Here is a 12,805-nt window from a genome sequence, read left to right as displayed (position 1 = left end):
TGCCGCCGACGCCGTCTTGGCGTATTGATTCCATCGTCCATCATGTACAAGTGTCCACTTATTAAGTGGACACGATCATCTACGCTTACGCACTTAACTTCAAGATGACTTCACCGGATGCTTACGATTTTCTGGCTTGCGGCACGATGATTGCAGCCACTCCATGGCTGCAGGCAAGGCTGCAGCCGTGTGCTGTTGTGGCTGGAACTGAGCCGGCACTTCCTTACCATCGGCGGTAAGCAGCACTTGGGTGACCAGGGCGAGCCTTGCACCATCTGGCAGCAACCAGTCGTGGACGCCGTTTAATTGCCCGGCACTTCCTTCACCAAAACTGCGGGTGGCAGGCCGCTGCTGCAATAGTGCCGCAAGAATTTCTGATGCGCTGGCAGTGCCCGGCCCGGTTACCAATGCCAGCGGCAAGCGGGTTTGCGGCTGACGCCATTGCGCTGCCAATGCCACATCCGGCTGCACTAGCTTGCCCTTCTCTAGTTCCTGATAAGTGCCATGCGCCAGACGTATCATGGTTTTTTCAGACCGCGCATTCTTCCACCAACCCAGCAATTGTCCCTCGTCAAATAAGGGGCTAAGGCCAGCCAGAGGGGGGCCAATTGCACCACCACCATGCGCGCGTAAATCCAGAATCAAGCCACAAGCGCCGCTTAACTGCTGCAACAATGCACCCAGACGATCGGCATAGGCCTGACGTAATTCACGTTGCGGAGCGCCAAACCCCGGCAAAGCCAGATAGGCAACGCCCGGCGCTGGCCACTCGAGCTGCATCTCCGGCACGGCAGCAGCGGCGGCAGATGCCAAGGCGGGTGCCCGGCCACCCCGCGCAGGTAAGATACGGGAATGGGGAACCGGTTCTGCCAACAGATTGAGGCCGAATTGCAATATCAGATTTCTGTCCTTCGCTGCCAGCGCATGCCTGCTTCGCTCCATCATTGCACGCCAGGCGCCCCATCCGATATTCGGCGCAAACATGGCTTGCTGTTCAATACTTTGCATTTGCTGTTCCAGTACGAAGTCAGGTTTAGCGCCTTGCTGTTTATCGCTGATTGGTAACCAATAGAGTTGTGCTTGTCCCCAGCGCCAGTCATCGCTGCGAGGGTGCACAAAGCTGAGTTGTAATCGTTCAGTCTCCGGCGGTGCCCAGGCCAATACACGTAATGCAGTTGCCGTCCCCGAAGGCAGGCTACTAATGTAATGCCGCAGCATCTGTTGCCCGCGCCAGGCACTCAGATACACATAGCCTGGCGCCGCATTTGCACTCTGCTTCAGCGGCAGACGCAACTCCAACAGACAATCCGTGCAAGGCGTTGCGATCTCTTGCTGGCTAAATGTCTGGGTATCTGGCTTTGGCCATGACAGCGCCTGATGTTGCCAGGCCAGCGCATGACTGGCGCTAACAGACAACAGCGCAAGCACCAGACAGCATGCCCGCAACGAATCAACTGCCTGACGCAAAAAGTACCTGATGTTCTGCATAGTTTACGATCTTCCAATTTCCATAGACAGCGATAGTTCGATCACGCCTTATAGTTACAACTATAACAGCAAATCATCTAAAAATATTAAATAAGCAACTTCAATCCCAGGCGACTCAGCACCCGCCGACTAATCAGGCAGGGGCTGAATCTGTGTTGAATTTGAGGGAAAGAAAACAACGAGGATAGAAAAAACGAGATAGCACATCTGACGCAATCTGATGCCCTACACTTACTCCTTAAGGACGAGGTGCGGCTTTGCGGGCAATGATCACCCACTATTTCTTGCGTTTTTTGGTTTGTAGCCCCGATGTGCGGTTTCAGGCTCGGCAAGGAGCGTACAGCAGGCTTGCCTCAGATACGCGTCAGTGCGCGATTCAGGAGGGCTTTGAGTGGCTCTAACCGGCAATGGTAGGCCTCGATGTTAGCTGCGACCCATTCAGCCCGACCAATCGGCTCCCAGCGCAACGCATAGCCAGCATTGATACTGATGACCTCAAACAGCAAGCGCTGGGCACGTCCGTTTCCATCGCGGAATGGATGGATCACATTGAGTTCGCCGTAGTAGTAGGCCAAACGGGTAAGGAATTGATTGCGCGGCAAGTCGATAAGATAGTCTTCTTGTGCCAGAAGCCTAAAGAGCTTCTCCGCCTCCGGTTCGATCCGGCTGATGTTGGCGAACCGTGTGCTACCTTTGCTGATGTCAACCGTGCGCAGTTCTCCTGCCCAGTCGTAGATATCCTGGAATATGTGGAAATGGATGGCGCGCAGAGCCGACAAGGAAATATCGTCGAAATCAGGCAAGAATTGTTCAATGCGTGCCTGAGTGTGTTCGATTTCGGCCGCTTCCAGGCTATCCCCGTCCGTCAAGCCAAGCTTATTGATTAAGGTATCGGAATTGGGATAGCAGTACTGTTTGTCATGGCCTGTCCCGTATTTATCGGACATGCTTGGATTTGAGCACCACCGGTTTTGTCGTTGATTTAGTGGTGCTGACCGTACGCGGCTCCAACCCTTCGAGACGCAAGCTGGCGCGATAATTCTCGGTACGTAATTTCAGGAACACCTGGCGCTTCATTTCAGTTGTCAACATAGCAATACCCCTAGATGATTAGTGAGCTTGTGCCTGTATTGTAACGTAACTCACTTGCTACCTATTGTGTATACGAAATTAGGACGGCTATTTTGCTGAGACCTTAGCACGTAGGGCAATGGAATGGACTTCTCCTCGATGAACTGACTTGTTTGGCGATTCATCAGTTTGGCATAGTTGATGCCATAGGGGGAGGTGCCCATGCCATTGCCTTACTTGTGCGGGTTACGGCCCTTAATACACTTAACTATTACCCACCACCCAGCCATCAGTACCGTAATAGTGGCGAAAATTATTCGTATCACCTGATTCACCAACAACCATCGCAGCCATTTCGATTCAGCTGAGGATGCCGCTGCATATGTACCATTCTGCTTACATACTTCGACAGCATCAGGACAATAATCTGCATCTTCAGGCCACAATCCATCTTTGGGAATGCAACTTGGCAATTGTTGACTCGCTCGTTGCAAGCAGTTCGTTAACAATTGATTGGATTCTAATACTTCTCGCTCGGCTAATTCACTCATGATTTGTATGAAATAGAGAGTCAAACCTGAAGTCAGAAAAAAAACTGCTATCCATCGATTTACAGGATTCCAAGTCATTTTTGTTTTTCTTTATGTGAGCTTATTTCCTCTTTCGGGAATAAACGTTTGATACATAACGCTTCCTGTTTAATCACTATGATCGAGGCCGATATTGTGTCCCGCTTCATGAGTAACTATAGAGGAAGAAATGCAATCTAGAAATATCACAATTTGGCATATAGTATGCACACTGAGTTTCCCCAGAAATTTAGTTCCCCAAAGGTGACGTTAAATCAACGACACTTTGGAAAGATAAATAATGATTAGGATACCCGAAAAGCTTATACGACCGGTTTTAAGAACTGGCCGTAAACCGTGTAGCAGATGGCCAAACCATCTCTGTCGTCGTTATAAGCGCAAAATCATCCCTGGACAGAAAACACCAGCCCCCATCTTCAAATTCAACATCCATTCCCAACTGATCGCGATAAAAAGGGACTGACACTTTGAGGCCAGGTACAGCAAGAACGAATCTGGACTGAGTCAACATGATGTTTTTTCTGGTGTTTTCTGATGTCATGATCATTGGCCTATTCGATAAAGGCAAAGTGCGCAAAATCTAAGTGTTATCACATAACACCAGATTTTATTTCTTTAACTGAGAAACATGTTCACACTCATCAAAACGACTCAGACACCGGCCAGCAAGCGCGCCGCATCCTGCGCCGCAATGCGGCCTTCGTCGGTGGGGATGACCCAGATTTCTGCGCTGCTGTCGGTGCTATGGATGGCACAAATAGCGTTGCCGTCGGCAGCCTGGTTCGCAGCGGGATCGAGTCGCAGGCCCAGGTAATGCAGACCGGAGATCACATCGGCGCGTAGCTGTACATCATGCTCACCGATGCCACCGGTGAAGGCGATGGCATCGATACCGCCCAGTACCGCTGTCAGTGCGCCGCATTCTCGCAATATGCGGTAGGCGAACATGCGTATTGCGAGCGCGGCACGTGGATCGGATGAGGCGCGCAGGCTGCGCATATCAGCCGAGACGCCGGAAACACCAAGCAAACCGGATTGTTTGTACAACGTGCTTTCTATGCGTTTGGCATCCCAGCCATCCTGTAGCAAATGCAGCAGCACGCCGGGGTCGAGCGCGCCGCAGCGGCTGCCCATCATCAGACCATCCAGTGCTGAAAATCCCATGGTGGTGGCGATACTGACGCCCTGCCGCATCGCGCACAGGCTGGCGCCATTGCCCAGATGCGCCATGATCACACGCTGACCGGCACGCGCCGAAACCTGCGCCAGATGGCTGGCGACATATCGGTAAGACAAACCATGAAATCCATAGCGTCGTATGCCCTGCTGACTCAGCTCTGCGGGCAAGGCAAAACGGTATTCCTGCTCCGGCATTTGCGCATGAAAGCCGGTATCAAAACAGGCCACGTGCAGACAATCGGGAAAGGCCGCGCGGAAGGCATCAACCCCATCCAGATTATGCGGCTGATGCAGAGGCGCCAGATGATGCAGACTGCGCAGATATGTGAGCATCGTCTCATCCACCACCACTGAATCGGCACAGCGTTCACCACCATGCACCACGCGATGCGCCACCGCGACGATTTGCGCACCATCGCTGTGTAAGCCTATCTGTTCACGCAGCAGTGTCAGCATGGCATGAAACGCATCGCCTGTAACGGGTTCTGCCAGCAGCGTCAGTGCATATTGTTCGCCGTTATAACGCAGTGTGGCACGTGGCTGCCCGCCCGGCTCCAGACCTTCGGCCAGACCAGACAATATCACCTCGCCCAGTTCCCGCTGCACTAATCTGTACAGCGCAAATTTGATACTGGAGGAACCCGAATTCACCGCCAGAATTGCGCGGCTCATGGTGCTTTTTTCCGGTATTGATGGGCCAGTAATTTGACCAGCGCCGCCGATGCAACACGCGCACTGGCCTCATCGGCACGGCTGGTCAGCGCAATCGGTACGCGGGCGCCCAGCACGATGCCACAGGTGGCGGCACCGGCCAGATATTCGAATTGCTTCGCCATCATATTGCCGGATTCCAGATCCGGCACCATCAGAATATCGACGTCTCCCGCGACCGGCGACTGTATGCCCTTGATACGCGCAGCCTCAGCGGAGATCGCATTGTCAAAGGCCAGCGGGCCATCGATCAATGCGCCAGTGATTTGCTGACGGTCCGCCATTTTGCACAGCGCCGCCGCATCAATCGTGGATTGCATTTTGGCGTTCACACTTTCGACAGCGGCCAGCAAAGCGACTTTAGGCTGGCTGATCTGCAATGCATGGGCCAGTTCTATCGCATTCTGCAGGATGTCAGCTTTTTCGTTGAGACCAGGTGCAATATTCAGCGCCGCATCGGTCAGCAATAAAACCTTATGGTACATAGGCACATCCAGATGGAATACATGCGACAGGCGGCGCTTGGTACGCATGGCTGTACATTGCACCACTGCCGACATCAATTCATCGGTATGCAGGCTACCCTTCATCAGCGACTCTACCTCGCCATTGGCTGCCATCTGTACCGCTGTTTCTGCGGCAGCGTGACTATGCGGTACATCGACGATGCGTATGCCATCCAGTGCCAACCCGGCTTCACTGGCTAATTGCTGTAATCTGGCAGCCGGTGCCACCAATACCGGAATGATCAGCCCCTGACGCGCCGCATCGAGTGCGCCTTTGAGCGATTCTACATCGCAGGGATGAACCACGGCGCACAGCACCGGCGCCAGATCATCCACGCTGTTTATCAATGCTTGCTGACGCGCCCCCAGGTCGAACATGGCCAGGGTCGGCAAATGCGCGCGTGGACGCGCAACCGCCAGCGTTGGAGCGATCACCAGCGCGGTGCCCGACACCACGGTCACACCTTTCTGATTCAGGATTTCACACGCAAGGGTGACGCGCTTTTTTTCATCGTCTTTGGCAGTCACCGTCACTGACACCGTGAGCGCATCACCGATATGCACAGGCTTGCAGAAATGCAGATTCTGTTCCAGATATATCGTACCCGGTCCCGGCAACTGGGTACCGAGTACCGCAGAGATCAGCGCGCCGCCCCACATGCCATGTGCAATCACGCCATGGAACAGCGTGGCATCTGCATATTCCGCATCCAGATGCGCCGGATTGACATCGCCGGAGACGGTAGCGAAGGCCTGGATATCAGCATGCGTCAGGGTTCTTTCAGTGCTGGCGCGTTGTCCGATATAGATATCGTCATACACCACATTCACTATCTGTTGCTGGTCGCTGGCGACCGGATACACAGGATCATTCATCTTTTTTCCTCAATTCACGATGTGATAGCCACCATCAACATACAGGGTCTGCCCTGTCATACCGGAAGCCGCATCGCTGACCAGAAATGCCGCCAGCTGACCAATTTCATCCAAGCTAACCAGACGACGTAAAGGCGCACGCTGTCTGGCCTTGTCCATTAATCCATCAAAATCCTGCAAACCAGATGCGGCGCGGGTTGGTACCGGGCCGGGCGAGACCGCATGCACGCGGGTTCCGGCCGGCCCCATTTCACTGGCCAGATAACGTACCAGCGATTCCAGCGCCGCCTTGACCGGCCCCATCAGGCCATAATGATCGACCGCTTCCGCCGCGCCCAGATAAGTCATGGTGATCAGGCTGGCGGACGGACTCAGATGCGGCTCGCATAGCTTAGCCAGACGTGCGAAGGAATGACAAGAAATATCCATCGCACGGCAAAATCCTGTGGCAGAACTGTCGATCACGCGTCCGTGCAAATCGTCCAGTGGCGCCCAGGCAATAGAGTGAATCACAAAGTCAATGCGCTGCCCGTCCGCTGTCGCCTGCTGCACCAGGTTTGCCAATGCATCGTCCTGCTCCACATTGCACACGATCAGCGGTGCCTCAAGTTGCTGCGCCAGCGGCGCGACGAACTGCGCTGCTTTTTCATTCACACAGCTAAGCACCAGTTGTGCCCCCAGCGCATGCGCCACTTTTGCGCAACCCCAGGCGATACTGTGCTCATTGGCCAGCCCGATAATCAAACCACGTTTGCCTTGCAGGGATGTCAGAGCAGATTGTTGATGCATAGCTTATCCTTTTTTTTCTGTCAAAAAGCGTGGTACAGCTTTTTTGCAGTGATCATTGAAATTGTTTTTTAAAGCGCAGCATGGTCACACTGCGCACCAGCAAACCAAGCACGACTATGCCTGCAAACATGGGCCATAACACCGTGATACCCGCGCCCTTCATCAGAATGCCGTAACTGGCATTGATGTAGTAATACAGCGGCGACACATACATCCCCCAGCGCATCACAGCGGGCATGGCTTCCGGCGGCGTCCAGGCACCGGATAAAAACATCATCGGTGCCAGGATCAGGATCACCATCATGCCAGCCTGCGCCATATTGCGGGTGACGGTTGCAATGCCTATCCCTATACCTGCCAGCGTACTCACATACACCGTGGTCAGTGCAAAAAACAGCAGCAAACTGCCTGCCACCGGTATAGAAAATACCGGTACCAGTACACCGAACAAACCCAGTGCAGTACCACCCAGTATCACCGCTACCATCGCAATAATCTTAGGCAGCATGATTTGCAGTGGCGACAGCGGCGACACCAATAATTGTTCTATCGTGCCACGTTCTTTTTCCCTGACCATGGCGGCCGCTGGCAACAGCATGGAAAACAGGGTCACGACATTCAGCAATTCAGAAATCCCCATAAACCAGGCGTCATTCTGATTTGGATTGAACCAGACCCGGGTGTGATTGCTAATCACAGGACCGGCCGCGAGGCCAGCGCTGAGGTCAACACCGAGCCGGCTGGCGCTTTGCTCCAGCCCATAACGCGCAATGATCTGGGTCGCATCTACCGCCGCCAGAAAACCCTGTACTGAATTCGAAGCATCTATCTGCATCTGTACCGCACTGCCATCACCACGTGCAAGTGCAGTACCAAAGCCCGGTGGTATATCCAGTACCGCCATCGCCTTGCCATCATCCAGCATGTGCTGGCCCTGTTCAGGATGCGTCATGGCTCCGGCCCAGCGAAATTCCGGCGGCATAAAACGCGCTGCCAGCTCACGCGAAGCCGCACTACGATCACTATCCGACAAGACTAATGCCGCATTATTTAACTGGAATGACACGCCGGATGCTGCGTTATAAATATCGGCAGTAAATGCATACAGCACGAATACCAGCAAGACCGGATCGCGCAACAGTTGCAATAACTCTTTCCAGGTCATGGCCTGCACCCGTCGCCACCAAACCCGGTTCAAAAAAAATAAAGTCACCGTGCTACTCCTTTAATTTGCCGGACGTTTATGGAAGGCCAGAAAACCCGCACTGAACAAGCCAAACGAATACAGGACCAGGATCAGCATATCCGGCCACAGGGCAGCAAAGCCCACGCCTTTCAGGAAACTGCCGATCGCAATCTCGGCGTAGTACATGCCGGGCAAGGCATGCGCAATCACGCTGGCGACTGCCGACAAGGAAGGAATAGGAATGATCATGCCGGAATACAGCACCGCAGGTACCACCGTCACAATCGCTGTCCCTACCATGGCGGCAACCTGGGTATTGACCATCACCGACACCAGCAAACCTATGCCCGTGGTACAGACCACATACAAGATGGTGGCCAGCAGGAAAAACAGCAGATTCCCCTTGAACGGTGCACCAAACAGGAATAAGGCAAAAGCAGTCAGCAGACAGGCGTTCACCACTGAAATCGCGACATAGGGTAGGAGTTTGCCAACCAGGTATTCACCGCGCGACAGCGTGGACGAATAGACGTTGTAAATCGCGCCCGATTCTTTTTCCCTGACCACGCCAAGTGCGGTCAGAAATGGCGGCGACAGCATCAAAATCACCATAATCAGCTTGGGTGCGATAGACCAGATACTTTTGACTTCCTGGTTATACAGATAGCGTATTTCCACCTTAACCGGCTGAAACGCGGCGCGCAGCGTGGCTTGTGGTATCCCGCTGAGTGCGGATAAATGCGCGGATAACTGTTCGATATTGGCCGCTGCATTGATGGCGCTGACATAGCCCTTGGCCGTCAGCGCGCGGAATGGGAAAGTACCATCGATCCAGGTCTGCACATCGGCTGGCTGCCCGGCTTTGAGGCGGGCGCCAAACTGCGGTGGAATAATAATCACGGCACGTATGCTGTTATCCATCACCAGTTTTTCGAGTTCGGATTCACGCTGACTGTAAGCCTGAAATGCAAAGTAACGTGAATCACTGAACTGATGCGCATACTCGCGCGAGCTGACCGACTGATCATAGTCGACGATAGCCAGCGGGATATGTTCCACATCGAGTGACAAGCCGTAACCAAACAACAGCATCAGCAGTGAAGGCACCACAAAGGCGAGCGTGAAGAACAAACGGTCACGCACAATTTCGCGCCACTCTTTATAGGCGACGACACGGATACGACGCAGATTCATGTGCTGCCTTTCTGATGTTGAGTATCCTGATGTTGGGCATCCTGCTGTTCCAGGCTGGTCACGATATGAACAAACACATCTTCCATCGACAGGCGACGTGGCTTGATTGCACTCACATCAAACGCCTGCAGACTGGCGCGCACACCTTGGCTGTCGGCCTCCAGGTCTTTCAGCAGCACATGCAGCTTGGGGCCAAACAGACTGGCACTCGCAAACCCGGCCTGCTGCAATACCTGCAAAGCTTGCGGTGCATCAGCGCAATCGACTTCCACTAACTGTCCGGCTTCCTGTTCCAGCCTGCTTTTTAATTGTTCAGGCGAGGCATCTGCCACCACCCGCCCCGCATACATCAGTGCGATATGATCGCAATGCTCGGCTTCCGACATATAGTGGGTGGTGACCAGTATCGTTACATGCTCTTCACGCGACAGACGGAACAGCACCTCCCAGAATGCGCGCCGTCCCAGCGGATCAACGCCGGAAGTTGGCTCATCTAAAAACAAAACCTGAGGGCGGTGTATCAGCGCGCAACCCAGCGCCAGTCGCTGCCGCAAACCCATAGGCAGGCTGGCGGTCAGCGCATGGCCAAAGGGGCGTAAGCCTGCCATATTGAGTATCCAGTCCATGCGCTCGGCAGTCTGTTGCCGGCTCAGGCCATAGATGCCCGCATACAGCCGTATATTTTCCAGTACGCTCAGATCCAGATACAGGGAAAATGCCTGGGACATATAGCCTATGCGTTCGCGTATCTGCAAACCCGCAGTCCGCATATCGGCACCGGCCACCATGCCCTGGCCACTGCTTTGGGTCAGGATACCGGTCAGCATTTTGATGACCGTGCTTTTACCCGCGCCATTCGCGCCCAGCAAACCAAAAATCTCACCCTGCGGCACTTGAAAACTGACCTGATCGACGGCCTTGAATTCACCGAAATGGCGACTCAGTTCACGCGCCTCGATCGCCAGTTGTTGCGTTGATGGTCGCGCAGCAGAGACGACAGCGGCAGTATCTGCAGCCGTAGCAAGGACAGGCCCAGCTACATTCACATCCGCATTGGTATCCGCAGCGACACGCTGCCTGAGCAAAGCGATAAACACATCTTCCAGCTCTGCATCCTGTACCTCAGTCTGGGCCTGTGCAATCGCCGGTGTCTGCTGCAACGTCTGCAGCACTTGCTGACGCGCTGTGTCGGCATCGGCACTATCCACAAACACGCGGATCTCCTGCCCCAGTGCTTCCAGTTGCGGAAACTGCTGGCTCAGGCGCTGTACCGCCGCCATCTGCTGCTGCGCATCCGCACAGACGGTGCTGACGATGCAACCGGCGGCCAGATCCTTCATGCGTGCGGGCTCACCCGAGGCCAGGATTTTCCCTTCATGCATCAGCGATACGCGGTGAAAGCGGCTGGCTTCATCCATATACGCGGTGGAGACCAGCGCGGTAATGCCTTTTTCCTGCAACAGACGTGACAAAATGCTCCAGAATTCACGGCGCGAAACCGGGTCCACGCCAGTGGTTGGTTCATCCAGAATGACTAATTTGGGTTCGTGGATCAGCGTGCAAACCAGACCCAGTTTTTGCTTCATGCCGCCCGACAGATTTTTCATAGGACGGTCGCGGAAGCGTTCCAGGCGCGTACTTTTCAGCAGTGCCTCTTTACGCTCACGCAAAGCCTCAGCACTCAGCAAACGCAGACCACCGAAATAATCGATGTTTTCTTCGACCGATAAATCGCCATACAGATTCTGGCCCAGCCCTTGTGGCATCAGGCCTATCCTGTCCTTGATCAGCTCGCTGTCAGCCTCAGTATTGATTAACTGAGAAAACACGCGCAGCTCGCCTTCATCATGGGCAAGCACACCAGCGACCGCTTTCAGCAAACTGCTTTTGCCCGCACCATCGGGACCGATCAGGCCATAGATTTCACCGGGCCGCACTTGCAGGCTGATGTGATCCAGCGCCAGATGTGCGCCATAACGTTTGACCAGCTGATTCGCTTCGACCAGCCAGGGCTGAGACGCAGCGGACACCTCAGCAAAGGTAGCGTTGTTGCCATGGGTCGTTGCAGCACCATCCTGATTGAATAACAGCGGCATAGGCTTATTTCCAGCGCGGTTTTTGCCACGCCACATCCTGCTTCCAGCGTATCACCGCGTCAGCTGGTATGCCCGGTGTCAACTGATGTTCGGGATTATTCGTGATGCGCAGTTTGACCGCATACACCAGCTTGGTGCGCTCATCAGTAGTCTGTACTTCTTTCGGTGTGAATTCAGCGCGTGCAGCGATATAACTGACTGTCGCATCGAAGAACTTGTCGCCAGCCGCATCGGTGTAGACACGCACAGGTAAGCCCAGCTTGACTTGTCCGATTTTGGATTCCGGCACATAGACTTTGAGGTAGAGCCGGTCCAGATTCACCATTTCTAATATCGCTCCGCCCGGCATCACGACTTCACCCGGTTCGCGCAAGCGGCTCAGCACCACGCCGCCGTCAGGTGCAGTAACCTGTAAATCTTTGAGTACAGTTCCGGCTTCACTGACGGCTGCAGCAGCCCGTTCACGTTGCGCACCTAAGGCATTCACCTCCTGTTGACGGGCGCGGATTTTCTCGTTACCCAGATTCGCTTGCGCCACACCCTGTGCAGCGCGTTTCACCGCTTCTTCAGCCGCATGGACATCAGTACGTGCAACCTGCCAGGCCAGATCCGCCTGTTCATAGCGATGGCGCTCGATCACGCCGCGCTCAAACAATTCCTTGTGGCGTTGTGCATCACGCTGACTCTGCTGTTCAACGGCGCTGGCTTTACTCAGCATGGCACGTGCCTGACTCAGGCTGGCTTCAGCGAATGCCAGCCCCATCGGTACTTCTTTTTGGGCGACATCCAGACTGGCCTGAGCCGACTTCCATTGCGCCTCGGTGGCATTCAGCGCCTGCCGCGCCTGTTCGGTCTTGGCCTGAAAACTCTCGTCTTCCAGCTGCGCCACCAATGCACCGGCAGCCAGCGTATCGCCCTCTTTCGCCAATACCTTCAGCACCCGGCCAGGATATTTAGCGGCTGCGATGATGCGCTCACCCTCTACCCTGCCACTCGCTACGATTAAACCATCCGGCATCGGCCGGCTGCTGCTGAAGTAATACGCGAGACCGGCTACGATCGCCACGCCAGCCACACCCAGCAAGGCCGGGCCCAGATTTTTTTGTTTGCTTTGCATCG

The 12,805-nt window shown here is 54.4% G+C and carries 10 protein-coding genes; all 10 read right to left on the bottom strand.

Annotated features, from left to right (window positions below; all coding sequences use genetic code 11):
- Positions 1-99: 99 nt before the first annotated feature.
- Positions 100-1,488: a S41 family peptidase gene (locus H8K47_RS14880; protein WP_186882191.1), complete on the bottom strand. Its 1,389-nt coding sequence runs from the start codon at positions 1,486-1,488 to the stop codon at positions 100-102.
- Positions 1,489-1,841: 353 nt separating this feature from the next.
- Positions 1,842-2,435 (bottom strand): putative adenosine monophosphate-protein transferase Fic, encoded by a 594-nt coding sequence (locus H8K47_RS14875; RefSeq protein WP_186882190.1) that lies wholly within the window; start codon positions 2,433-2,435, stop codon positions 1,842-1,844.
- Positions 2,425-2,580 carry a YhfG family protein gene (locus H8K47_RS14870; protein ID WP_186882189.1) on the bottom strand — a complete coding sequence of 52 codons (156 nt, stop codon included), beginning with the start codon at positions 2,578-2,580 and terminating at the stop codon, positions 2,425-2,427. The genes H8K47_RS14875 and H8K47_RS14870 overlap by 11 nt, the downstream gene beginning before the upstream one ends.
- Positions 2,581-3,800: 1,220 nt before the next feature.
- On the bottom strand, positions 3,801-5,000 hold the full coding sequence (locus tag H8K47_RS14865; RefSeq protein WP_186882188.1) for an acetate/propionate family kinase: 1,200 nt from the start codon (positions 4,998-5,000) through the stop codon (positions 3,801-3,803).
- The gene (locus H8K47_RS14860; RefSeq protein ID WP_186882187.1) at positions 4,997-6,421 is read right to left on the bottom strand and encodes a bifunctional enoyl-CoA hydratase/phosphate acetyltransferase; all 1,425 of its coding nucleotides are present in this window, start codon (positions 6,419-6,421) and stop codon (positions 4,997-4,999) included. The genes H8K47_RS14865 and H8K47_RS14860 overlap by 4 nt, the downstream gene beginning before the upstream one ends.
- A gap of 9 nt (positions 6,422-6,430) precedes the next feature.
- Positions 6,431-7,210 carry an enoyl-ACP reductase FabI gene (gene fabI, locus H8K47_RS14855; RefSeq protein ID WP_186882186.1) on the bottom strand — a complete coding sequence of 260 codons (780 nt, stop codon included), beginning with the start codon at positions 7,208-7,210 and terminating at the stop codon, positions 6,431-6,433.
- Between the two features lie 52 nt (positions 7,211-7,262).
- The gene (locus H8K47_RS14850) at positions 7,263-8,423 is read right to left on the bottom strand and encodes an ABC transporter permease (protein WP_222612807.1); all 1,161 of its coding nucleotides are present in this window, start codon (positions 8,421-8,423) and stop codon (positions 7,263-7,265) included.
- 12 nt (positions 8,424-8,435) lie between these two features.
- Positions 8,436-9,590, bottom strand: a complete 1,155-nt coding sequence (locus H8K47_RS14845; protein ID WP_186882185.1) for an ABC transporter permease — start codon at positions 9,588-9,590, stop codon at positions 8,436-8,438.
- Positions 9,587-11,722 carry an ATP-binding cassette domain-containing protein gene (locus H8K47_RS14840; RefSeq protein WP_222612806.1) on the bottom strand — a complete coding sequence of 712 codons (2,136 nt, stop codon included), beginning with the start codon at positions 11,720-11,722 and terminating at the stop codon, positions 9,587-9,589. Before H8K47_RS14840 ends, H8K47_RS14845 begins: the two co-directional genes overlap by 4 nt.
- Positions 11,691-12,803, bottom strand: a complete 1,113-nt coding sequence (locus H8K47_RS14835; RefSeq protein WP_186882184.1) for an HlyD family secretion protein — start codon at positions 12,801-12,803, stop codon at positions 11,691-11,693. Before H8K47_RS14835 ends, H8K47_RS14840 begins: the two co-directional genes overlap by 32 nt.
- Between the last annotated feature and the right edge of the window lie 2 nt (positions 12,804-12,805).

It is taken from the genome of Cognatundibacterium rugosum (assembly GCF_014284365.1).
In the GTDB taxonomy this organism is placed as follows: domain Bacteria; phylum Pseudomonadota; class Gammaproteobacteria; order Burkholderiales; family Burkholderiaceae_D; genus Undibacterium; species Undibacterium rugosum.
The sequence above is the reverse complement of the archived record's forward strand: the minus strand, read 5'-3'. Positions and strand labels throughout refer to the sequence as shown.